Annotated in this window: 22 protein-coding genes; 21 read left to right on the forward strand and 1 reads right to left on the reverse strand. The window is 33.1% G+C overall.

Annotated elements, in window-relative coordinates:
* The first annotated feature begins 1 nt into the window (after position 1).
* From rpsM to ctlX, 10 genes are all read left to right on the forward strand, one after another.
* The gene (gene rpsM / locus H2650_RS06700) at positions 2-376 is read left to right on the forward strand and encodes a 30S ribosomal protein S13 (protein WP_161644169.1); all 375 of its coding nucleotides are present in this window, start codon (positions 2-4) and stop codon (positions 374-376) included.
* Between the two features lie 8 nt (positions 377-384).
* Positions 385-768, forward strand: a complete 384-nt coding sequence (gene rpsK, locus H2650_RS06705; protein ID WP_024981527.1) for a 30S ribosomal protein S11 — start codon at positions 385-387, stop codon at positions 766-768.
* Positions 769-859: 91 nt separating this feature from the next.
* On the forward strand, positions 860-1,465 hold the full coding sequence (gene rpsD, locus H2650_RS06710) for a 30S ribosomal protein S4 (protein WP_188049965.1): 606 nt from the start codon (positions 860-862) through the stop codon (positions 1,463-1,465).
* Positions 1,466-1,486: 21 nt separating this feature from the next.
* Complete coding sequence (locus H2650_RS06715) at positions 1,487-2,479, forward strand: DNA-directed RNA polymerase subunit alpha (protein WP_035668087.1); 993 nt, start codon at positions 1,487-1,489, stop codon at positions 2,477-2,479.
* 63 nt (positions 2,480-2,542) lie between these two features.
* The gene (gene rplQ / locus H2650_RS06720; protein ID WP_188049966.1) at positions 2,543-3,031 is read left to right on the forward strand and encodes a 50S ribosomal protein L17; all 489 of its coding nucleotides are present in this window, start codon (positions 2,543-2,545) and stop codon (positions 3,029-3,031) included.
* Between the two features lie 346 nt (positions 3,032-3,377).
* On the forward strand, positions 3,378-4,478 hold the full coding sequence (gene carA, locus H2650_RS06725) for a glutamine-hydrolyzing carbamoyl-phosphate synthase small subunit (RefSeq protein ID WP_188049967.1): 1,101 nt from the start codon (positions 3,378-3,380) through the stop codon (positions 4,476-4,478).
* A 246-nt stretch (positions 4,479-4,724) separates the two neighbouring features.
* Positions 4,725-6,017 (forward strand): phosphopyruvate hydratase, encoded by a 1,293-nt coding sequence (eno, locus tag H2650_RS06730; protein WP_188049968.1) that lies wholly within the window; start codon positions 4,725-4,727, stop codon positions 6,015-6,017.
* 162 nt (positions 6,018-6,179) lie between these two features.
* On the forward strand, positions 6,180-7,463 hold the full coding sequence (locus tag H2650_RS06735) for a citrate synthase (RefSeq protein ID WP_188050277.1): 1,284 nt from the start codon (positions 6,180-6,182) through the stop codon (positions 7,461-7,463).
* A gap of 62 nt (positions 7,464-7,525) precedes the next feature.
* Positions 7,526-8,440 (forward strand): dimethylarginine dimethylaminohydrolase family protein, encoded by a 915-nt coding sequence (locus H2650_RS06740; RefSeq protein ID WP_188050278.1) that lies wholly within the window; start codon positions 7,526-7,528, stop codon positions 8,438-8,440.
* Between the two features lie 50 nt (positions 8,441-8,490).
* Entirely contained in the window at positions 8,491-9,426 is a 936-nt protein-coding gene (gene ctlX / locus H2650_RS06745; RefSeq protein WP_188049969.1) for a citrulline utilization hydrolase CtlX, read from the forward strand.
* Positions 9,427-9,479: 53 nt separating this feature from the next.
* Here the strand turns inward: ctlX and H2650_RS06750 are convergent, their stop codons facing one another.
* Entirely contained in the window at positions 9,480-10,106 is a 627-nt protein-coding gene (locus tag H2650_RS06750; RefSeq protein WP_188049970.1) for a MarC family NAAT transporter, read from the reverse strand.
* A 146-nt stretch (positions 10,107-10,252) separates the two neighbouring features.
* Between H2650_RS06750 and H2650_RS06755 the strand changes: the two genes are divergently transcribed.
* The 11 genes from H2650_RS06755 (at position 10,253) to H2650_RS06805 (ending at position 25,244) form a co-directional block, all read left to right on the forward strand.
* On the forward strand, positions 10,253-10,618 hold the full coding sequence (locus H2650_RS06755; protein WP_188050279.1) for a CoA-binding protein: 366 nt from the start codon (positions 10,253-10,255) through the stop codon (positions 10,616-10,618).
* 411 nt (positions 10,619-11,029) lie between these two features.
* Positions 11,030-11,650, forward strand: a complete 621-nt coding sequence (recR, locus tag H2650_RS06760) for a recombination mediator RecR (RefSeq protein ID WP_188049971.1) — start codon at positions 11,030-11,032, stop codon at positions 11,648-11,650.
* 75 nt (positions 11,651-11,725) lie between these two features.
* Complete coding sequence (locus H2650_RS06765) at positions 11,726-12,517, forward strand: polysaccharide biosynthesis/export family protein (protein WP_188049972.1); 792 nt, start codon at positions 11,726-11,728, stop codon at positions 12,515-12,517.
* Positions 12,518-12,533: 16 nt separating this feature from the next.
* On the forward strand, positions 12,534-14,981 hold the full coding sequence (locus H2650_RS06770; protein ID WP_188049973.1) for a polysaccharide biosynthesis tyrosine autokinase: 2,448 nt from the start codon (positions 12,534-12,536) through the stop codon (positions 14,979-14,981).
* 31 nt (positions 14,982-15,012) lie between these two features.
* Complete coding sequence (locus tag H2650_RS06775) at positions 15,013-15,996, forward strand: SDR family oxidoreductase (RefSeq protein ID WP_188049974.1); 984 nt, start codon at positions 15,013-15,015, stop codon at positions 15,994-15,996.
* A gap of 121 nt (positions 15,997-16,117) precedes the next feature.
* A complete protein-coding gene (locus H2650_RS06780) occupies positions 16,118-17,509 on the forward strand; it encodes a UDP-glucose 6-dehydrogenase (protein WP_188049975.1) in 1,392 nt (463 codons plus the stop codon).
* A 115-nt stretch (positions 17,510-17,624) separates the two neighbouring features.
* Positions 17,625-18,098: a UpxY family transcription antiterminator gene (locus H2650_RS06785; protein ID WP_188049976.1), complete on the forward strand. Its 474-nt coding sequence runs from the start codon at positions 17,625-17,627 to the stop codon at positions 18,096-18,098.
* A 158-nt stretch (positions 18,099-18,256) separates the two neighbouring features.
* The gene (locus tag H2650_RS06790) at positions 18,257-19,540 is read left to right on the forward strand and encodes a nucleotide sugar dehydrogenase (RefSeq protein WP_188049977.1); all 1,284 of its coding nucleotides are present in this window, start codon (positions 18,257-18,259) and stop codon (positions 19,538-19,540) included.
* A gap of 57 nt (positions 19,541-19,597) precedes the next feature.
* Positions 19,598-20,602, forward strand: a complete 1,005-nt coding sequence (locus tag H2650_RS06795) for a mannose-1-phosphate guanylyltransferase (RefSeq protein WP_188049978.1) — start codon at positions 19,598-19,600, stop codon at positions 20,600-20,602.
* Between the two features lie 721 nt (positions 20,603-21,323).
* Positions 21,324-23,729 (forward strand): SLBB domain-containing protein, encoded by a 2,406-nt coding sequence (locus H2650_RS06800; protein WP_188049979.1) that lies wholly within the window; start codon positions 21,324-21,326, stop codon positions 23,727-23,729.
* Between the two features lie 450 nt (positions 23,730-24,179).
* A complete protein-coding gene (locus H2650_RS06805; RefSeq protein WP_188049980.1) occupies positions 24,180-25,244 on the forward strand; it encodes a Wzz/FepE/Etk N-terminal domain-containing protein in 1,065 nt (354 codons plus the stop codon).
* Position 25,245: the final 1 nt, after the last annotated feature.

A 25,245-nucleotide genomic window follows, 5' to 3' on the forward strand; every position in this document is an offset into this window, starting at 1 on the left:
TATGGCAAGAATAGCAGGGGTAGATATCCCAAAAAATAAGAGAGGTGTTATAGCACTTACCTATATCTTTGGATTAGGAAAAAGTAGAGCTATTGAGATTTTAGAAAAAGCTCAAGTTAGCCAAGATAAAAAAGTTCAAGATTGGAATGATGATGAGATCGGAGCAATTCGTGAAGCAGTATCAACTTTCAAAATTGAAGGAGAATTGCGTTCTGAGGTTTCTTTAAACATCAAACGTTTAATGGATATTGGATGTTATAGAGGTATCCGTCATAGAACTGGTCTTCCTTTAAGAGGACAAAGAACTAAAAACAACTCTAGAACAAGAAAAGGTAAAAGAAAAACTGTTGCTAACAAGAAAAAAGCAACTAAATAATAAGTAATATGGCTAAAGCAACTGCAAAAAAACGTAAAGTTATCGTTGAATCAACGGGAGAAGCTCATATTTCTGCTACTTTTAACAATATCATCATTTCTTTGACTAACAAAAAAGGTGAAGTTATTTCTTGGTCTTCGGCTGGAAAAATGGGCTTTAGAGGTTCTAAAAAGAATACTCCATATGCAGCTCAAATGGCAGCAGAAGATTGTAGTAAAGTAGCTCTTGAAGCTGGACTTAAAAAAGTTAAAGTTTATGTAAAAGGACCAGGAAACGGACGTGAGTCTGCTATTCGTTCTTTGCATAACGGTGGAATTGAAGTGACTGAGATTATCGATGTTACTCCAATGCCTCACAACGGATGTCGTCCTCCAAAAAGACGTAGAGTTTAATAATATATTTAAGTATAACTAGGTAGAATATACGATTATCGAAGGATATGACCTGAATTCATAATCTCTACCTTAATTTAATTTTTTAGAAATGGCAAGATATACTGGTCCAAAAACTAGAATTGCTCGTAAATTTGGCGAAGCAATCTTCGGAGATGATAAATCTTTCGAAAAAAGAAATTACCCACCTGGACAACACGGGATGGCTAAAAAAAGAGGAAAAAAATCTGAATATGCAATCCAGTTAATGGAAAAGCAAAAAGCTAAATATTCTTATGGAATTTTAGAAAAACAATTCAGAGGTTTATTCAAAAAAGCATCAGCTACTAAAGGTGTTACTGGTGAGGTTCTTTTACAATTATGTGAAGCAAGATTAGACAACGTTGTTTTTAGAATGGGTATCGCTCCTTCTAGAAGAGGCGCTAGACAATTAGTTTCTCACAGACATATCACTGTTAACGGTGATGTTGTAAATATCGCTTCTTACCACCTTAAACCTGGTGACAAAGTTGCAGTTCGTGAAAAATCTAAATCTTTAGAGGCTATCGAACGTTCTTTATCTAATTCAAGTCATGTTTATGAATGGATTACTTGGAATAATGACGTTAAAGAAGGTACTTTTGTTTCTGTACCTGCAAGACTTCAAATCCCAGAAAACATTAAAGAACAATTAATCGTAGAGTTGTACAACAAATAATAATTGACTTAGTCGAAATTTATGGCAATATTTAATTTTCAGAAGCCCGATAAAGTTATCATGATCGATTCAACCGATTTTGAAGGTAAATTTGAATTTAGACCTTTAGAACCTGGTTACGGATTGACCGTTGGTAATGCACTTAGAAGAGTTTTGCTTTCAGCATTAGAAGGTTATGCAATTACATCTGTTCGCATTGAAGGTGTAGATCATGAGTTTTCTACTATTTCAGGAGTTGTTGAAGACGTTACCGAAATTATTCTTAATCTTAAACAAGTACGTTTTAAACGCCAGATTGAAGATATAGATAATGAATCAGTTACTATTTCTGTTTCAGGTAAAGATCAATTGACAGCTGGTGATTTTCAAAAATTTATTTCAGGTTTCCAAGTTTTGAATCCAGAACTAGTTATCTGTAATTTAGATAGTAAAATCAAACTTAATTTCGACTTAACAATCGAAAAAGGTAGAGGATATGTTCCTGCTGAGGAGAATAAAAAACAGAATGCTGCTATTGGAACTATTTTTACAGACTCAATTTTTACTCCGGTAAAAAATGTAAAATACGCTATTGAAAACTTCCGTGTTGAGCAAAAAACAGATTATGAAAAATTAGTTTTTGAAATTAAAACTGATGGTTCAATCAATCCTAAAGATGCTTTAACTGAGGCTGCTAAAGTTCTAATTCACCATTTCATGTTGTTTTCTGACGAAAGAATTACACTTGAGGCTGACGAAATTGCACAAACAGAATCGTATGATGAAGAATCATTACATATGAGACAATTGCTTAAAACTAAGCTTGTAGATATGGATCTTTCTGTAAGAGCATTAAATTGCTTGAAAGCGGCTGAAGTTGATACACTTGGTGATTTAGTATCGTTCAATAAAAATGACCTAATGAAATTCCGTAATTTTGGTAAAAAATCTTTAACTGAGCTAGATGAACTTGTAGCCATTAAAAATTTAAACTTCGGTATGGATTTAGCGAAATACAAATTAGATAAAGAATAAATTACTTCATATTTTGATCTCCAAAACGGATAGCATCAAGATGAAAGTATAAAAAAACACGTCATGAGACACGGAAAAAAATTCAATCACTTAAGCAGACAGACAGCACATAGAAAATCTATGTTAGCTAATATGGCTTGTTCTCTTATCGAGCACAAACGTATTAACACTACTGTTGCTAAAGCAAAAGCGCTTAAACAATTTGTTGAGCCTTTAATAACAAAATCTAAATCTGATACGACTCACAATCGTCGTATCGTTTTTGCTTACTTACGTAGCAAATATGCGGTAACTGACTTGTTCAGAGACGTAGCTGCTAAAGTTGGTGACCGTCCAGGTGGATACACTCGTATCATTAAAGTTGGAAATCGTCTAGGAGATAATGCTGATATGGCAATGATCGAATTAGTAGATTTTAATGAACTTTACAATGGTGGTAAAAAAGAAGTTAAGAAAGCAAAAAGCCGTCGTGGTGCTAAAACTAAGAAGGCAGATGAAGCTACTGAAGCTCCAGCTGCTGAAACAGAAACTACTACTGACGCTGCTGAATAATTATGAAGATAATCATTCAATAAAAATTAAGGATAAGCTATTTATAGTTTATCCTTTTTTTTTGATTTTTTTTTTTAGCAGAAGTTTCAATTTCAAAAGATAATTTTTCCTGCTCTTTGCTGTATCTTCTCGCCCAAACACTGGGCAATAAGGATGCCGCTCCCATCAGGGCTAGGTTTGAAATTGTGCCATTCTAACAACTTTTATAAAGAAAGTTTAAAATTATATATTTTTTTATTTTTTTTGCTTTCACTATTTTATTAAATTAAATTTGCACCAGAATTAACTACAAATGTTACACGCATAGTGTGTCTCAAACAACCTTACAACATTTAGAAATCAACGAATGAAATACACAACAAGACAAAGCGCTATACTTCTACTAAGCGATGGAACTATTTTCCACGGGAAATCTATTGGTATCAGTGGAACTACTTTTGGAGAAGTTTGTTTTAATACAGGAATGACTGGTTACCAAGAAATTTTTACTGACCCTTCTTATTTTGGGCAGTTAATGGTAGCTACAAATGCACATATCGGAAATTATGGTGTGAATGATTCAGAAGTAGAATCACAAAGTATCAAAATATCAGGTTTGGTTTGTAAAAACTTTAGTTTTAATTATTCTCGTGAAGATGCTTCAGGAAGTTTAGAGGATTATTTTACAAAACAAAATCTTATATGCATTTCTGATGTTGATACAAGAGCATTAGTTAGCTATATCCGTGACAACGGAGCTATGAATGCAGTAATTTGCACAGATGGAACGTCTGTTGCTGATCTAAAAATAGCTTTAGCCAACGTTCCCGATATGAAAGGTTTAGAATTAGCTTCTAAAGTTTCTACTAAGGAACCCTATTTTTACGGAGAAGAGAATGCTACTTATAAAATCTCAGCACTTGATTTAGGAATAAAAACGAATATACTACGTAATCTAGCTAAAAGAGATTGCTATATTAAGGTTTTTCCTTATGATTCAACGTATCAAGATTTAGCATCATTCAACCCAGATGGTTATTTTTTGTCGAATGGACCTGGTGATCCAGAGCCACTTTCTGGTGCTATTCAAGTAGCTAAAGAAATACTTGAAAATAATAAACCTTTATTTGGTATATGTCTTGGACATCAAGTGATTGGTTTAGCGAATGGAATTTCTACTTATAAAATGTTCAACGGACATAGAGGTATTAATCATCCAGTAAAAAATATTATTACAGGAAAAGGGGAAGTTACTTCTCAAAACCATGGTTTTGCTGTAAATAAAGAAGAATTAGAAGCTAATGATGATTTCGAAATTACGCATCTTCATCTTAATGATGGAACAGTAGCAGGTATGAGAATGAAAAATAAAAACTGTTTCTCAGTTCAATATCACCCAGAAGCTAGCCCAGGTCCTCATGATTCTTCTTATTTATTTGATGAATTTATTAAGAATCTAAAAAGATAATTTCAGTTATTATTTTTATAAAAGACAGATTTAGGATTGACTCTATTTGATTCAATCCTAAAATGTATAAAAACAAACCAGATTACATCTATAATTTCTTTTTTGAATCTTTTTTTACTTTTAATAGTTTAAACTGATTAATTGTAAATAATTTACAACGTTTTCGTTAATAAGATTCGTAGTTTTCATAAAATCAATCAAAATAGATAGGATATATTTGTAATTTAAATATAAAAACGAAGTATTATGAGTATAATTATAAAAATTCACGCAAGGCAAATTTTTGATTCAAGAGGTAACCCTACAATTGAAGTAGATGTAATTACAGATAATGGAATTTTAGGTAGAGCGGCAGTACCATCTGGTGCTTCTACAGGCGAACATGAAGCAGTAGAATTACGCGATGGAGGAAAAGCCTATTTAGGAAAAGGTGTTTTGAATGCAGTGAAAAATGTAAATACCATTATTGCTGAGGAACTTTTGGGAGTTTCTATTTTTGAACAAAATTTAATTGATCAAATGATGATTGATTTAGACGGAACTTCAAATAAATCGAATCTAGGTGCTAATGCTATTTTAGGGGTTTCACTTGCTGTAGCAAAAGCAGCTGCAAATGAATTAGGATTGCCTTTATACAGATACGTTGGTGGTGTGTCAGCAAATACATTACCTGTGCCTATGATGAATATCATTAATGGAGGATCGCATTCTGATGCGCCAATTGCTTTTCAAGAATTTATGATCTTTCCGGTTAAAGCAACTTCATTTTCTCAAGCTATGCAAATGGGAACTGAAATCTTTCATAGTTTGAAAAAAGTACTTCATGATAGAGGTCTTTCGACTGCTGTAGGTGATGAAGGAGGTTTTGCGCCAAATCTTCCTGGTGGAACTGAAGATGCGCTTGATACTATCCAAAAAGCGGTTGAAAACGCTGGTTATAGTTTTGGAGATGAAATCATGATCGCTTTAGATTGTGCCGCTGCAGAGTTCTGTGTAAATGGTAAATATGATTATTCTAAATTCGAAGGTGAAACTGGAAAAGTTAGGTCGTCTTCAGAGCAAGTTGATTATTTAGCTGAATTAGTAGCGAAATATCCAATCATTTCTATTGAAGACGGTATGGATGAAAATGACTGGGATGGTTGGAAGTTATTGACTGAAAAAATTGGTGATAAAGTACAATTAGTAGGTGATGATTTATTTGTAACTAACGTAGAGCGTTTGTCAACAGGTATTGAAAAAGGAATTGCTAATTCTATCCTTATTAAAGTAAACCAAATTGGAACTTTGACAGAAACTATTGCGGCGGTTAATATGGCTAAAAATGCTGGGTATACCTCTGTGATGTCGCACCGTTCAGGAGAAACTGAAGATAATACTATTGCAGATTTAGCGGTTGCATTGAACTGTGGTCAGATAAAAACTGGTTCTGCTTCTCGTTCCGATAGAATGGCAAAATACAATCAGTTATTAAGAATAGAAGAAGAGTTAGGTGATACTGCTTATTTCCCGGGCAAAAATGCATTTAAAATAAAATAAAACTTTAAACATAGTACTTAACTTATAAAAAACCTGCCCTCCAAAAGAGGGTGGGTTTTTTATTATATTTAACATATTGAAGGTACAATTCTCTTTTTATTTAATGTTAAATTCCTTAGATTTGGTAAATTATTATTTTTAAAAGTTTATTCCAATTATATGATGTCAAAAACAGCAATATTAGAGGTTGATAGCGAGAAATTTGAACTGCCTATTATTACAGGTAGTGAGAATGAAGTAGCTATTGACATTAGCAAATTACGTGATTTATCAGGTATGATAACTCTCGATCCAGGTTATAAAAATTCAGGTTCATGTACTAGTAAAATTACTTTCTTAGATGGAGAATTGGGTATACTTCGATACAGAGGATATGCAATTGAAGATTTAGCAGAAAAAGGCCATTTTCTTGAGGTTTCGTATTTAGTTATTTTTGGAGAATTACCAACTGCAGTTCAGTTAGAGCAATTTGAAAAAGATATCAGAAGATATACCTTAGTTAATGAAGAAATGAAAAGCATCATTGATGGTTTTCCTAAAACGGCTCATCCTATGGGCGTTTTAGCTGCTTTGACTAGTGCTTTAACTGCTTTCAATCCAAAGTCTGTAAATGCAGAGAATGAGAAAGAGATGTATGAGGCTGTTTGTAAAACGATGGGTAAATTTTTAGTTATTGCAACATGGACTTATAGAAAAAGTATGGGTTATCCTTTAAATTATTACGATAATACAAAAGGATATGTTCAAAACTTTATGAGATTGATGTTTGAGCTACCTAATGAGCCTTACAAACCAAACCAAATTGTTGTTGATGCGTTAGATAAATTATTTATTCTTCATGCAGATCACGAACAAAATTGTTCTACTTCTACTGTAAGAATGGTAGGTTCTTCTCATGCAGGTTTATTCGCTTCTATTTCTGCTGGAGTTTCAGCACTTTGGGGACCTTTACATGGAGGTGCTAATCAAGCTGTTCTTGAGATGTTAGAAGAAATTCACAGAACAGGTGGAGATGCAGATAAATATTTAGCTAAAGCCAAAGATAAAAATGATCCATTCCGTTTAATGGGATTTGGACATAGAGTTTATAAAAATTTCGATCCTAGAGCAAAAATTATTAAAAAAGCAGCGGATGAAGTTTTATCAACTTTAGGTGTTAATGATCCAATTCTTGCAATTGCAAAAAAACTAGAAGAATCAGCATTAGTTGATGATTATTTCGTTTCAAGAAAATTATATCCAAACGTAGATTTTTATTCAGGAATTATATACAGAGCTTTAGGTATTCCTACTGATATGTTTACAGTAATGTTCGCTATTGGTCGTTTACCAGGTTGGATTGCACAATGGAAAGAAATGCGTGAAAATAAAGAGCCAATTGGAAGGCCAAGACAAATTTATACAGGTCATCCTTTAAGAGATTTTAAAGAATCCGATAAAAGATAATTTCAAATGTAAAAGCTTCACTAATTAGTGAAGCTTTTTTATATTTGCTAAAATCCAAAATGATGTTAAAACTAAATATAAATAACGAAAGTTCAAGACTTAGAGCAGTCGTACTGGGTTCGGCAGTTAGTAGTGGGCCTGTACCCGAAGTAGCCGAGGCTTACGATCCCAAATCATTAGAGCATATTTTAGCGGGTACTTATCCAAAAGAGCAAGATATGGTCAATGAAATGCAAACCTTTAAAAATGTTTTACAAAAATACGATGTAACTGTGTATCGTCCAGAAAATATTGAAAATTACAATCAGATATTTACAAGAGACATTAGTTTTGTTATTGAAGACATTTTTGTAAAATCAAATATATTGCCCAATAGAGAACTAGAAATAGATGCGATACAGTATATTATTGATCAAATAGATCCTAAAAAAGTGGTACGTCCACCGTCTGAAGTTCATATAGAAGGTGGTGATGTTATGCTTTGGAACGATTATATTTTTATAGGAACTTATAAAGGAAGTGATTATAAAGATTATATTACAGCAAGAACAAATATGTTAGGGGTTCAGTATATTAGAGACTTGTTTCCTCAAAAAATTGTCAAAGAATTTGACTTAGTTAAATCTAAAATAGAAGCTCGTGATAATGCCTTGCATTTAGATTGTTGTTTTCAGCCATTAGGTAATAATAAGGCAATTATATATAAAAATGGTTTTCGCGAAGAAGCCGATTATCTGTTTTTAGTCAATCTTTTTGGAAAAGAAAATTTATTTCAAATTACTAGAGATGAAATGTATGATATGAATTCTAATGTGTTTTCTATTGACACTAATGTCGTTGTCTCCGAAAGAAATTTTACTCGTTTGAACAATTGGTTGCGAGAAAACGGATTTGTTGTAGAAGAAATTCCATATACAGAAATTGCAAAGCAAGAAGGTTTATTAAGATGTTCTACTTTGCCATTAATTAGAGATTAATTTAACAATGATGAACATTGCTAGATGTCATTATTACCAATAATAAAATTATGAAACAAACAACAAATTCTATATTAATGATTCGCCCAGTTGCGTTTCGTATGAATGAACAAACGGCAGTAAATAACTATTATCAAAAAGTACTAGATGGGCTTTTGCCTGCTACTGTAAATGCAAAAGCGCAACAAGAGTTTGATGTTTTTGTAGAGAAATTACAAGCTGTAGGAGTAGATGTTACTGTGGTGGATGATACTTTAAATCCGGATACTCCTGATAGTATTTTCCCGAATAACTGGATTTCTTTCCATGAAAATGGAGATGTAGCACTATATCCAATGTTTGCTGTAAATCGCCGTCAAGAACGTAGAGAAGAAATTTTAGATATGCTGGAAGAGAAGGGATTTATGATTCAAAATATTGTAGATTATACTTCTGCAGAAGAAGATGGTTTCTTTCTGGAAGGTACAGGAAGCTTACTTTTGGATAGAGCGAATAGCAAAGCATATTGTGCTTTATCACCACGTGCAGACGAAGAGCTCTTTATTGAATTCTGTGAAGATTTTGATTATGCGCCAGTAATCTTTGAAGCTTTTCAAACGGTTGATTCAGAACGCAAATTAATTTACCATACTAATGTAATGATGTGTTTGGGAGAGACTTTTGCTGTTATTTGTATGGATTGCATTGATGATAAAAAAGAACGTAAAATGGTTCTTGATAATCTCAAGGAAAATAATAAAGAAGTTATTTTGATTTCAGAAGATCAGGTAAATAATTTTGCAGGAAACATGCTTGAAGTTAGAGGAACAAACGACAAAAGGTATTTGGTGATGAGTGCAGCTGCGCATCAATCTTTGACTTCAAAACAAATTACACAGTTAGAAAAACATGCCGAAATATTGAGTTCTAGTTTAGACACAATTGAAGCTTGCGGAGGTGGAAGCGCCAGATGTATGATGGCAGAAATTTTCTTGCCAAGAAATTAAATTTAAAAGCCCTATCTCGTTTATTTAACTTGATAGGGCTTCTAAATTTACTATTACAAATTAGTCTTTATAATATTAATAATGGCGCTTACAATATATTGTATGCCTATCGCAATAACTATAAAACCAACGATTCTAGAAATAGCTACTATTCCTGATGCTCCTAGAATTTTTGCTAAATAATGAGCGCTCCTAAGAATGATAAAGATTGTAAAAGCGATAGCAAGAATTGCTAAAGAAGAAACAATAATCTCTACTGTTTCGTTGTGTTCTTGATAAAAAGCAATAAGAAGAGAAATAGATCCTGGGCCAGCCAACATTGGGATTGCAAGCGGTGTTAAGGCAATGTCATTTCTTTTTTGTGCGTCAGTTTCTGCTTTTTTGTTAATACCTCTCTTTTTATTGAATTTTCCTGAAAGTAATGAGAATCCAGAGTTCACAATGATAATTCCTCCGGCAATTCTTAAAGCATCTATGCTAATTCCAAAGAAAATCAATACATATTGGCCGATAAAAAAAGAAACAATAAGAATGATAAATACATTTATCGCTGTCCATAAAGAAATTCTTGAACGTTCTTTTTTAGTGTCATTTTGAGTTAATCCTACAAAAATAGGCACTGTGCCAATAGGGTTTAACACCGAAAAAAGAGCTACAAAAAGATAAATAAATAAATCCATGTTTTGTTTTTTATGATAGCAAAAATACTCTTTTTTTACTTTTTAACGTTAACCTAATGTTTTTTATTGACTTATAAGTAATCCTTAAAATAGTTTAACCAACAATCCTTTTTGCTTACTTTTGTGCAATACAATTCTATAAAATGATAAAGAGTAAAAAAACTTTAGTTCTTGGCGCTACTACAAAGCCAGACCGATATGCTTTTAAAGCGATAACAATGTTGGTTGATAAAGGACACTCAGTGCTTGCATTAGGTCAGAATGCTGGTGAAGTGGCTGGAATAAAAATTCAAACGAAAGCTATTCCAATAAAAAACATTGATACGGTTACTTTATATTTAAATCCAACTCGCCAACGTGATTATTATAATTACATCGTAGAGGTAAAACCGAAACGTGTTATTTTTAATCCTGGTACAGAAAATCCAGAATTCTATCAGTTATTAAAATTAAATGATATTAAGGTAGAAATAGCTTGTACATTAGTATTGTTGGCTACAAATCAATATTAAATTTCAATATTTTTTTAATCTTAATGATACAGTCAGTATTCTTGTTTCTTTATTTTAAGCAATAAGGAGATAAGAATATTGGTTTTGTTATTAACTGACATAATTATTGTGTTAAATTCTTTTTACTGATAGTTACAACTTCATCAAAAAAAATGTTGTTTTATACTATAAGTGAAGATTAGAATCAGGGTTTCTGATATTATATTTAGGATTAATAAAAAAAGAAATACTAAAATCGAAGTGTTTTAATTCCTATTTTCTTTTACAAATTGATTTGAAATTTCAACTCTCATATTGATCAAAGAATATTGTAAGACATTTTATTTTAAAAAATTATCCATTTTATTTTCCTTTTAAATACAACTCCAGTTTTTAAAATAACTATTTTTCAAATTCATTACTTTTGTAATTATGGAATTTTCATCAAAATTAATAGAAAAAGCAGTTAATGAAATGTCTCAGTTGCCAGGAATTGGTAAGCGAACCGCATTGCGATTGGTTTTACATTTATTAAAACAACCCAAAGACCAAACTGTATTTTTGTCACAAGCGCTTGTTGCAATGCGACAAGATATAAAGTATTGCGGGAGTTGTCACAATATTTCGGACAGTATTTTATGTGAAATCTGCGCTAATAATAATCGCAATCATCAATTAATCTGTGTTGTTGAAGACATACGCGATGTTATGGCTATCGAAAACACAGGCCAGTTTAGAGGGATTTATCATGTTCTTGGAGGGAAAATTTCACCAATTGACGGGGTTGGTCCGAGTCAACTGAATATAAATTCATTAGTAGAAAAAGTAAAATCAGGCACAGTTCAGGAAATTATTTTTGCGTTAAGTTCGACTATGGAAGGGGATACTACTAATTTTTATATTTACAAACAAATTGCGGAATCTGAAATAATCATATCTACCATCGCAAGAGGAATCTCAGTGGGTGATGAACTAGAATATGCGGATGAAGTAACACTCGGAAGAAGTATTTTGCAAAGAATTCCGTTTGAAAAAGGGTTTAAAAATAATTAATCTATTTTAAAGAATAGTGATGCTTTAAATTCGTAAATGAAAAGCTATATTTGTTGCTTAATAAAAACAGTAAAAATGAGCAAATACGTACTCTGTTTGTCGCTAATTATAGGTCTGATGGTTTCGTCTTGCATACCAACCCAAGATTTAATTTATCTTCAGAAAAAAGATAATGCACAGCCAGAAGAAATTATTTCTGCTGTCGAATCTAAACCGTATCGTTTGCAAATTAATGATGTTTTGAGCATTACTATAAAAGCGATTGATCCTAAATTAGTGAGTATTTTTAATACTACAAATAATGAAGCTTCAGCGGGTAAATCTGAAACAGGATTATATTTTGATGGTTTTACAGTGGATGATCATGGAAATATTAGAATCCCTGTATTAGGAAATATAAATGTAATTGGATATACATTAGATGAAGTTAGACAATTTGTAGAAAAGCAATTATTAGCCGAATATTTTAATAAAGAGGCTAATATTTTTGTCACTGTAAAATTGGCTGGTTTTCGATATACGATCAACGGAGAAATTGGAACTCCAGGTACCAAGACCTTGTTTCAGGAGCATTTAAATATTATGGAAGCTATTGCAAATGCTGGCGATATTACAATTACAGGAAATAGGAAAGCAGTTACTATTATGCGAAAAACACCAACAGGTGTTGAGATGCATGACTTAGATCTTACGGATATTAATGTAATGAAATCTCCTTATTATTACTTACAACCCAATGATTATGTCTATATTAAGCCTTTAAAACAAAAGACTTGGGGAACGGGGAAAACGGGAATAGAATCTTTGGGGACTATTATTACCTTATTGTCTTTGGCAACAACGACTTTTTTGTTGTTAAAAAAATAAAAACCTTACATAGAAAATGTTAGATATAAAAGATTTTTCAATTTTTGAAAATCAAGTCAATTTTGACTTCAAAGGGTTTTTGATTAAAATTGTCAGCTATTGGAAATGGTTTTTAATTTGTTTAATAATCACTTTTACAATTGCGTATCAAGTCAACGTACGCAAAGAAAAAATTTATGCTATGGAAACGCTTATTTCTGTCAAAGAAGAAAGCAATCCACTTTTTACCTCAAATACCAGCCTAGTTTTTAATTGGGGTGGGACTTCAGATCAGGTACAAACTATTTCAACAACTTTACAGTCTAGATCGCATAATGAGTTAGTGGTAGATAAGCTCCAGTTTTATATTGATTATTTAGTTCAAGGTAAATACAATTTAGTAGATGCTTATGGTGCCGTTCCTTTTTACGTGGCAATCGATAAGTCGAAGGGACAACTTGTTGGAAATCTAATTGGCATTAAGTTTTTAAGTGAAAATGAATACGAACTTAGAATTCCATTTGCTACATCAAATGTATCTATATTAACTTATTCTACTAATTCCTACAGCAATACAGCTGTTGAAATTGGTGATTTCGTAAAAAAATATAAAGTAGGTGAGTCAGTGTCGTTGCCCTTTTTGAATTGGAAATTACAAATAAATGACAATCCAGGTTTTTATAAAGGCAAAGAATACTTTGTTCGTTTTAATGATTATGACGGGACAGTTTCTAGTTATAAAGGGATTGGAGTTCGATCTGATGACAAAGGAGGTTCTATTATAACCTTGTCGATGCAAGGGAATAATAAAGCAAGAATGGTAGAATACCTGAATGCTACTGTAAAAATGCTGATCAAAAGGCAATTGGATAGTAAGAATCAGTTTGCTACGAATACGATTTCCTTTATAGATAGTACTTTGGTGGCTATGGAGTCTCAATTGAAAGAGACCGGAAATGAATTAAAGAGTTTTAGGAAAGGCAAAAACATTTACGATGTTGAGGATGGCGGAGTAAAATTCTCAGAAAAAATAGTTGAATTTGACGTCAAAAAGGACGAGGTAAATCGCAAAATTGCCTATTATAATTCTTTAAAATCCTACCTAAAAAATAGTGTCAATTACGCAAAACTTCCAGCGCCATCAGTGGCAGGAATCGAAGATCCAAATATTGTTGTCAATGTTTCAAAATTAATAGCGTTATCTGCTCAAAGGTCTGAAATGGCCTATGCCGTAAAAAGCGAAAAGATATTTAGTGATTTTGATAATCAAATGGAGGCTGTAAAAAATGTTCTTCTAGAAAATATTGCTAGTGCAAAGTCTTCTTTGCAGTATGATTTGGCTATGATCAGTAGTAAGATAAACGAAACTGAAAGTACAATAAAGCAACTTCCAGAGGATCAGCAAGAATTAATTAAAATTAAAAGGAAATATGATTTAAGCGACAATATTTACAGCACTTTTCTTCAAAAACGAAGTGAAGCAGATATTGTCAAGGCAGCAAATTTATCAGACATTCACTTTATTGACCCCGCAAAAGATGTTGGAGGTGGTTTAATTGGCCCTAAAACTTCTGCAAATTATGTATTAGCATTATTCTTAGGAATACTGATCCCCTTGATTTTTATTTTTGCAATTTTCTTTATTAATAATTCAGTTCAAAACGCTGAAGATATTAGTAAAATGACTAAAATTCCATTAATAGGTGTGGTTGGAATCAATAAAGAAAATACAAATCTAGCGGTATTTGATAAACCCAAATCGGCTTTGTCAGAATCCTTTAGAGCCATTCGATCCTCACTTCAGTTTCTTTATAAAAAACAAAATGTAGATGGGGCAAAAACTTTAATGATTACATCGTCAATAAGTGGCGAGGGAAAAACTTTTTGTTCCATAAATATAGCAACAGTATTTGCTTTAAGTGAAAAAAAGACAGTTATAATTGGACTTGATTTGCGTAAGCCAAAATTGGCTGCTGAGTTTAATTTATCTAATGATGTTGGGGTTGTTAATTATCTAATTAAGCAAAAAACGGTGGAAGAAATTACCAACCAAACTCATATTCCTTATTTAGATGTGATTCTATCCGGTCCAGTTCCTCCAAATCCTGCAGAACTAATTATTAGTGAAAGAATGGGAGAACTGATTGAAGAATTAAAAGGCAAGTACGATTACATTATTCTAGACACACCGCCGGTTGGTTTAGTTTCTGATGCGTTAGAACTCGTACAATATGCTGATGTTACACTTTATATTGTAAGACAAAATTTCACTAAAAAAGAAATGATTACCTTATTAAATAATCGAGTTAAACGAGGGGAGTTGAATAATACCAGTATAATTTTGAATGGTCTAGAAAACAAAGCGAAGTACGGCACTGGTTATGGCTATGGTTACGGCTATGGTGCTTATGCAAATGGATATTATGAAGATGATAAGCCAATGACGACATACCAAAAGATTGTAAAAAAGATTATAAAAAAATAAACTCAGTATCGATTATCTCAAAAGTAAAAATATGGAAGAGAGCAAACAAAAAAATATTTTAATTACTGGTGGTGCGGGTTTTATAGGCTCAAATCTTTGTGAGTATTTTTTATCTAAGGATAATAAAGTAGTCTGTTTAGATAATTTTGCTACCGGACACAGACATAATTTAAAAGATTGCATCAATCATCCTAATTTTACTTTAATTGAAGGAGACATACGTAATCTTTCGGATTGTATAACTGCCGTCCAAGGAGTAGATTATGTTTTGCATCAAGCCGCTTTAGGATCCGTGCCAAGATCTTTAAACGATCCTATTACTACAAATGATGTTAATGTAACCGGTTTTTTGAATATGCTTGTTGCTGCTAGAGATGCAAAAGTTAAACGATTTGTATATGCAGCGAGTTCTTCTACTTATGGGGATTCAGTTGCCCTACCAAAAGTAGAAGAGGTAATTGGTAATCCGCTTTCTCCTTATGCAATTACCAAATATGTAAATGAGTTGTATGCTCAAATTTTTAGCACTACGTACGGTCTAGAAACAATTGGTCTCCGTTATTTTAATGTTTTTGGAAGAAAACAAGATCCAAATGGCGCGTACGCTGCTGTTATTCCAAAATTTGTGATGCAATTAATGCAACACGAAAGTCCTAAAATTAATGGCGATGGTAATTATTCTCGTGATTTTACTTATATCGATAATGTAATTCAAATGAATGAATTGGCGATGTTAACCCAAAATCCTGAAGCAATCAATTCCATTTACAATACGGCTTATGGAGATAGAAATACATTAAATAATTTAATACATTATTTAAAAGAATTTTTATCAGAATACGATCCAGAAATAGCCAATATCAAGATTGAGTATGGTCCAAATAGAGCAGGAGATATTCCGCATTCCTTAGCAAGTATTGACAAAGCAAAAAAAATGATGGGCTATAATCCACAATTTTCTATGCAAGAAGGACTAAAACAAGCTGTTGAATGGTATTGGAACAATTTAAAATAAAAAATAATACACAAATACGATGTTGCTGGAGCTGAATAAGATGATGTAGCTTTTTTTTAAATAAAAAGAAAAGAACGTTAGTTGACGCTCTAAGTACAAAATTAAAAATTGAATTAAAAAAATGGGAATTACAAAAATTTGTTGCATCGGAGCAGGATATGTAGGCGGACCTACTATGGCAGTAATAGCACAAAAATGTCCGCACATTCAAGTCACAGTTGTCGATTTGAATACAGAGCGTATTGCGGCGTGGAATGATGCAGATTTAAGTAATATTCCCATTTACGAGCCCGGTTTAGACAGGATAGTTGGTGAAGCTAGAGGTAGAAATTTATTTTTTTCAACCGATGTGGATAAAGCGATAGAGGAAGCTCAGATTATTTTTATATCCGTAAATACACCTACTAAAACCTATGGCAAAGGCAAAGGAATGGCAGCTGATTTAAAATACATAGAACTTTGTGCCAGACAGATTGCAAGAGTAGCGAAAGACAATAAGATTGTAGTCGAAAAATCGACACTTCCTGTAAGAACTGCAGAAGCGATTAAGAGCATCTTGGATAACACTGGGAATGGGGTACAGTTTCAGATTTTGTCTAATCCAGAATTCCTTGCTGAAGGAACTGCGGTTCAAGACTTATTGAATCCCGATCGTATTCTAATTGGTGGTGATGCCACTTTTGAAGGACAAAAAGCAATTCAATCTTTAGTAGACGTGTATTCTAACTGGGTTGATACGGATAAAATATTGACTACAAACGTTTGGTCCTCTGAGTTGTCAAAGCTAACTGCAAATGCTTTTTTAGCACAACGAATTTCTTCGATTAATGCAATGTCTGCCTTGTGTGAAAAAACAGGAGCTGATGTAAATGAGGTAGCAAAAGCAATTGGGATGGACAGTAGAATTGGATCTAAATTCCTAAAAGCATCTGTTGGTTTTGGAGGTTCTTGTTTTCAAAAAGACATATTAAATTTGGTTTACATAGCTAAATCTTATGGGTTGAATGAAGTTGCTGATTATTGGGAGCAGGTAATAATAATGAATGACCATCAAAAAAGAAGGTTCTCAAATAAGATCGTTCAAACGCTATATAACACAGTATCGGATAAAAAAATTGCCTTTTTGGGATGGGCATTCAAAAAAGATACGAATGATACTAGAGAATCTGCCGCTATTTACGTAGCAGATGATTTGATAAATGAACATGCCAATATTGCTGTTTATGATCCTAAAGTTTCAAGTGAAAAAATACTGAATGATTTAAATTATTTAGAGACAAGATCATCAGTTGCAAATGCAAGTAGTATTACCTCTTTCTTAGATCCTTATGAAGCATGTAAAAATGCTCATGCGATAGCAATTCTTACCGAATGGGATGAATTTCAAAACTATGATTGGGAGAAAATTTATAATGCGATGCAAAAACCCGCGTTTATTTTTGATGGAAGAAATTTGTTAAATGGTGCAGCGTTACGCGAGATTGGTTTTGTATATCAAAATATAGGTTCTTAAATTTGATTAGGCTATTTTGTGTAAAAATGGTTTATACAGCAAATAAAATAAAGTTTTTATAGTTTATAGTAAGTGGTGCAATTAGTTTCAGAGCACAACAAAAAAAAGATAAAGCATGAATTGGTATGTAGTTTATACAAAGCCCAGATGGGAAAAAAAAGTTGCAGAACAATTGCAAAAAAATGGAATAGAATGTTATTGTCCATTGGTCACACAAATAAAACAATGGTCTGATCGAAAGAAAAAAGTAGAGGTGCCTTTATTTAATTCTTATGTTTTTGTAAAATTAGAAGAGGCAGATCGGAATACAATATTTCAATCCTCTGGAGTAGTACGTTATCTGTTTTGGTTAGGCAAACCAGCAATTGTAAGAGAGGAAGAGATAACTATTATAAAAAAATGGCTTGATACTTCTGATGTTGCTGATGTAATGGTAGAATATTATAAAATTGGCGATGAAATACAATTAGTATCTGGGCCTTTTACGGATCAAAAAGCGATCGTGCAAGAAGTTAAAAACACCCATTATGTTTTGGTTTTAGAATCATTAGGATGTGTTTTGAAGATGAAAAAAAATAGTCTAGTTTGAAACCGTTGATAGTGTGAAAAGGATCTTAATCCATTTTATTTATTTTAAAATAAAGGATTTATGATTAGGATGTCCGTTTCAAAAAAATGTTCAAATGGCTTATTTTAAAAATCGAAAGTATAAATACTAGTAATCGGGATAGATATTATTGTAAACAAATGAAATTAAATTTAAGAATAGCTGTAATAGGTCTTGGTTACGTAGGATTGCCATTAGCTCGTTTGTTTGCGACTAAGCATAGTGTGGTTGGGTTTGATATCAATGAAAAACGAGTTTCAGAATTAAAGTTAGGAAACGATACTACCCTTGAGATTAGTGTGGATTCACTAAATGAAGTGCTAAAAGATAAAACAAGTAGTTCAAATGGTTTGTACTGTTCTACAAATATTTTAGACATACAAGACTGCAACTATTATATTGTTACAGTCCCAACACCAGTAGATAAAAACAATCGTCCCGATTTAATACCCTTGTATAAATCGAGTGAAACGGTGGGCAAAGTATTAAAAAAAGGAGATATTGTTGTTTACGAATCTACAGTTTATCCTGGAGTCACAGAGGAAGAATGTGTTCCTGTTTTAGAACGAATTTCGGGTCTTAAATTTAATATTGATTTTTTTGTTGGTTATTCACCAGAACGAATTAATCCGGGAGACAAAGAACATACCGTTGATAAAATATTAAAAGTTACTTCGGGTTCGACTCCAGAAATTGGGCAAAAAGTAAATGAATTATACCAATCCGTTATTACTGCTGGAACACACTTAGCACCTTCGATAAAGGTTGCAGAAGCAGCCAAAGTGATAGAAAATTCTCAACGCGATATCAACATAGCTTTCGTAAATGAATTAGCTAAAATATTCAATCTTATGGATATTGATACGTACGCAGTACTAGAAGCAGCTGGAACGAAATGGAATTTTTTACCATTCAAACCCGGATTAGTGGGCGGACATTGTATTGGTGTAGATCCTTATTATTTGGCCCAAAGAGCACAAGAGTTTGGCTACCATCCCGAGATTATTCTGGCAGGAAGACGATTAAATGATAGTATGGGTGAGTACATCGCTTCGCAAATCGTTAAATTGATGATTAAGAAAGGGATTTCTGTTAATGGAGCGCGTATTTTGATGTTAGGAATCACATTTAAAGAAAACTGTCCCGATGTTCGAAACACTAAAATAGTAGATGTGATTGCTGCTCTTCAAGATTATGAAATAGCAATTACTATTTACGATCCTCTAGCTGATCCAGCTGCCGTTTATCAAGAATATAAATTGGAAACAACCAATGTTTTACCGAACGAAAAGTTTGACGCTGTAGTTTTAGGTGTAGCTCATGAAGCGTTTTTAAACTTAGACCTTAAGCATTTGCAACATCCCAATAGTATCGTATACGATGTAAAAGGAGTTTTAGGAGATTCCGTTGATGGACGATTGTAGTTTGCACAAAAAATAATAGTAGTTTCATAAAAACAAACAAACCTATAAAGTTATAGTATGGAAAACCATTCAATTACACACGTTATACTTACAGGAGGAGTGGGAAGCCGTTTGTGGCCTTTATCACGAAAGAGTAAACCGAAACAATACCTAGATATTTTTGACGGAAAGTCACTGTTTGAAATGACTGTAGATCGAAACCGTAATATTGCGGATAAAGTTATGGTGGTTGGTAATATTGATAATTGTCATTTAAGCAAAAATGTATTAGAGAAATCAGACACAGCTTATATTGATATTATCGAATCAACTCCAAGAAATACTGCTGCCGCAATTGCCTTTGCTGCTTTTGCGTCGAACGATGATGATATTCTTATTGTTACACCTTCAGACCATATTATTGGTCAAATGCAATTGTACGAAGACGCGATTCAAGAAGCAATAGAAAAGGCTTCTAAAGGCTTTATTGTAACATTCGGAATTGTTCCCACTAAACCAGAAACAGGATATGGATATATTGAACGCAAAGGAGATAATGTAGTTTCTTTTAGGGAAAAGCCAAATCAGGTTTCGGCACGTGATTTTATTGCTAAAGGCAACTTTCTTTGGAACAGTGGTATGTTTTGTTTTAAAGCGTCTGTTTTTCTGGAGGAATTAAAAGTGTACGCACCCGAAGTGTATGAAACATCTAAATTAGCCTGGGAAAACCATAAGGACGGTAATTTAGACTTAGAACTTTCGTTAAATATCCCTTCGATCAGTGTGGACTATGCGATAATGGAACGTTCCAAAAAAATAAAAGTAGTTTCTTCTCATTTTGAATGGTCAGATTTAGGTTCTTTCGAATCAGTATACGATTATTTAATTAGCATCGGACATCCAGTAGATGAGAATGGGAATATGGTTATAGGAACTAATAATTATACGGCTTTTATTGGCATCAAGGATACTATTTTTGTACATACGGACACTGCTAATTTAATCCTGAAAAAAGAATTTTCTCAAGACGTAAAAAGTGTTTACAATGCGCTGGAACGAGATCAGTCGGATTTGTTGAATTAAAAAATAGATTTGGCACCATTTTAAAATGCATGTTAATATATTTTTCTTAATTAATTCTAATGCTTTACATTAATATCTTTTTGCAAATAAATAGATCTTAATGTCTGGTGTGTTAATCAAATCTTAAAAAAATGATTTTAAAGTTTTCCGAAATAATTTAGAATTGGAGTTGCATGTTTATACTCATACTAATTGAGTTAAAAGTTTTAGCCATAAAAAAGCAGGTGCTTTATGGAGTAATAAAAACAGAATTTGTTTTTTATTGATTAATTGTGAATTGTAGTTTTTTTTGGACATATTTCTGCAGTGAGAACTAGTGATTATAATAGAGAATCAAGCATTTTTACTATCTAAATGCAGTGATTTTTAGTGTGTCAAAATTTAATTTTAAAAACGTATTTTTTTGATTAATAGGCATTTATTGTTTGTTTTTTTTACGTTCAATTTTTATTTAAATGGATTCTTAAAACAATATTTCGATTATGATTTTTTAAGAGTATATTTGCAAAAATAGGATTTAATTTATTTTTTGATTTAACTTCAAAATAAATGAATGCCAAAAGAGTTATTATTTAGCGACCCAAATTGGGATTCACTACGGCGAAGCCATGAGAGTACCTCTCTTTTTAAGCTGTTAATAGTTTTTTTAATAAAATAAAATAATTATTTCAAAACAGAGAACGACCCCATTAAAGTCGTTTTTTTCACAGGACCATAATTTATGAAAAAAATAGTTACTGCCATTGTATTGCTTATTGCTCTTTTTCAAAGCACCACAATACAAGCACAAGATTTACTAAAAAAAACGGATCTTAGTACGTTAAATGTAGATAATTTATCAGCGAATGACATTTCAAAGCTAAAGTCGCAACTACAGGCGAACAATATGACAATTGACCAAGCGGAACCAATAGCTTTGTCTAAGGGAATGGCAGCATCTGAGTTTGCAAAATTGAAACAAAGAGTTCAATCGGGAAATAATAATGCTCCAGTAAATACTACTAAAGAAAAAGAATCTTTTAGAAAACAAGATCCTATAGTGAATCCCAAAATAAAAGATTCGGTCAATAGCTTGATTTTTGGTTCTGAGCTTTTTGATAATCCAAGCCTAAATTTTGAACCCAATCTTAAATTAGCAACACCAGTCAATTATATTTTAGGGCCATCAGATGAATTGCAGGTGAGCTTATATGGTGTTCAGGAATTTAATGCGAGCATTCCAGTAAGTGCCGAAGGAAAGATTAGTATTCAATATGTAGGAGATATTTTAGTCTCAGGGATGACAATAGAGGCGGCTACTCAAAAAATTAAATCGGCTATGAGTAGAGTGTACAGTACACTAGCTTCTGGTCAATCGCAATTAAGTGTTACGCTAGGGAGTATTCGTACCATAAAAGTAACCATTATCGGAGGAAAACAACCAGGAAATTATTCTGTATCCTCTTTAGCAACAGTGTACAATGCATTACACTTAGCAGGAGGACCAGGTAAAAATGGGAGTTACAGAAACATTGAGTTAATACGTAATAATAAAGTAGTTACAAAAATTGATCTTTACAAATTTCTGGTCAATGGAGATCAGTCTGCAAACGTAGGTTTAAAAGACAACGATGTCATTCGAATTCCTGCGTACAGTCAGAGAGTGGCAATGGAGGGAGAGCTAAAACGTCCTGGAATTTTCGAATTAAAAACAGGAGAAACCTTTGCTGATGTACTGGCATTTGCATCAGGATTCAATGAATCAGCTTACACCGCATCAGTAAGTATTGTTCAAAAAACAGGTAAAGAATTTAAGGTGCAAGATGTCAGCGAAAAAGAATTCAAAACTTACCAGCCTAAATCAGGTGATGTGATCAAAGTGACTAAAATTTTAAACCGATTCGAAAACCGTATTAAAATTCAAGGAGCTGTATTTAGACCTGATTTCTATTCTTTTACTGAGGGAATGAAGGTGTCAGATGTAATTGCACGTGCAGAAGGTCTCAAAGAAGATGCCTACAGCAAGCGAGGAACCATCATTAGATTAAAATCAGATTTAACAAATGAAATTGTAAATTTTGATTTAGCCAAAGCATTACAAAGAGATCCAAAGGAAGATATTCTGTTAAAAAGAGAAGACATCATTACCATTTACTCTATTTTAGATTTTAGAGAAGAGTTTAAAGTGACTATTGACGGAGAAGTAAAGAAACCAGCGGAATATGATTATTTCGATAATCTCACTTTAAATGATTTGATTGTCCAAGCAGGAGGATTAACCGGTTCAGCCTCTAAAAGAGTCGAGGTAGCTCGTATGATTACCTCTGAGGAAATCGACACTAAAAATCCCAATAAAGCAGAATTATTTGCTATTGAAATCAGTCCGGAAAGTAATGAACAAGCCAAGAATTTTCAACTAAAGCCATTTGATATCGTAAGCATTCGTAAGATGGCGGTGTACGAAAAGCCAGAGATGGTGACAGTAAGTGGAGCAGTACCTTATGCGGGTAAATACGCATTGGTGAGTAAAAAATCAAAGGTGTATGATATCATTCAAAGAGCAGGAGGGTTAACCGACATAGCCAATATTGAGGGTGTCAAAATAAAGCGACCGATTAAAGCAAGTCAAATTGAGGACATTCAAAATGTAAATGTCAATTTGGGCAAAAAAGATAGCATTCAGAGCAAATTAGAGAAGAAATTCAAAGAAGAAGTAAAGTTTGCGGTAATACCCTTAGATTGGAAAGCAATCGTTAAAAACCAAAACAACAGAGCTAATGTAACCTTGTTCCCAGGAGATGAGATCGAGGTGGCTATTTTTAATGAAGGAGTAAAAGTAGCGGGCAATGTACTTTTAACCTCTGAAATTCCATACAAAGACGGACGCTCTTTCGGCTATTATTTAGATGCGGTAGGAGGTGTAGATGCCAAAGGATGGAGAAGAAAAGCATATATTATTTATCCAAATGGTAAAGCGGCAGTCACAAGTTCTTTCTTGTTTTTTAGATCGTCGCCGCAAGTAAAACCAGGTTCTCAAATTATAGTACCCGAAAAACCAGAAGTTAGAAAAATGAGTACTGGAGAATGGGTAGGAATTGGAAGTGTAATTTCGAGTTTAGCGTTATTAATTATAACAGCTTTTAAGTAAGATTTATATTGTTTATTAGCTGTCACCTCGAGCGCAGTCGAGAGGCTTCCGTTAGTAATAATAATGAATTATACTTCATAAACCTGTCACCTCGAGCGCAGTCAAGAGGCTTAATAGTAATAAATTATATTTCATAATACTGTCACCTCGAGCGCAGTCGAGAGGTTTATATAATATCGTAACTAAACTTAATGATCATGTCACCTCGAGCGCAGTCGAGAGGCCTATGAGATCTTCAATAAAAAAACAAGAACTGATATAGATAATTTCATATTTCACAGAGTCTCAATCAGCTTAATAGTGTGAAAACAAGTTAAACAAACCGCATCAATACATTGCTATAAAATGAGAGTACTATTTTAAAAAATATAAACCAATAGCAAATGTTTCTTATCTTAGCTTACTATCGATCAAGAACAATAAGATAACAAAAAATACATAACCGACAATATGAACGAAGAAATCCCAAACGACGAAATATCGTTAAAGGAGTTAATAGAAAAAGGAAAAGAATGGTTCAATTACCTACTGTCACAATGGAAAATAATTGTAATAGCAGGAATAATTGGAGCGGCATTAGGTTTAACCTACTCTTTTACTAAAAAACCAATTTATACGGCGTCTTTATCTTTTGCTTTAGAAGATGAAAAAAGTGGTGGAGGTTTAGGTGGCGCTTTAGGGCTAGCAAGTTCGTTCGGTTTTGATATAGGCGGCGGTGGCGGAAGCATCTTTACAGGCTCGAATCTGACCGAGTTATTCAAATCTCGCTCGATGGTCGAGCAAACCTTGTTGACACACGTTGTGTATAAAAATAAAACCATTTCACTAGCGGAAATGTACATCCAGGAAAATAAATGGAGAGAAAATTGGGATAATAAACCACAGTTTAAGGCTTTACAGTTTTTGCCTAATGCTAATCGCAAATCCTTTACAAGAGTACAGGATAGTATTATGGGAGTGATGTATGATAATTTATCTAAAACCGGATTGTCAGTAGGGCAAAAAGACAAGAAAATAGCAATTACTACCATAGATGTAAATTCAACTAACGAATTATTTGCCAAATATTTTATCGAGGCCTTAGTAAAAGAAGTCTCAGATTTCTATATCGATACGAAGAGCAAGAAGGCACGGGAAAACATGGCAATCCTGCAAAAACAAACCGACTCAGTACGTGGCGCATTAAATGGGGCAATTACAGGAGTAGCAGTTGCTAATGACAATACCTTTATGCTTAATCCAGCACTCAACGTGCGCCGCGCTCCTTCTGCTCGACGACAGGTAGATGTGCAAGCCAATACAGCTATTCTGACAGAATTAGTAAAGCAAAACGAAATGGCTAAAGTAGCCTTGCGTAAAGAAACGCCCTTAATCCAAATTATTGATCATCCTATTTTGCCTTTGCCAAAACAAAAATTTGGAAAAGCAAAAGGGATTTTGATAGGTGGAATATTTGCTGGGTTTCTAATAGTTTTAGTTTTGATTGTGAGAAGAATTTTAAAGCAATTGACGTAAC

The organism is Flavobacterium sp. GP15, assembly GCF_014281985.1.
Lineage (GTDB): Bacteria > Bacteroidota > Bacteroidia > Flavobacteriales > Flavobacteriaceae > Flavobacterium > Flavobacterium pygoscelis.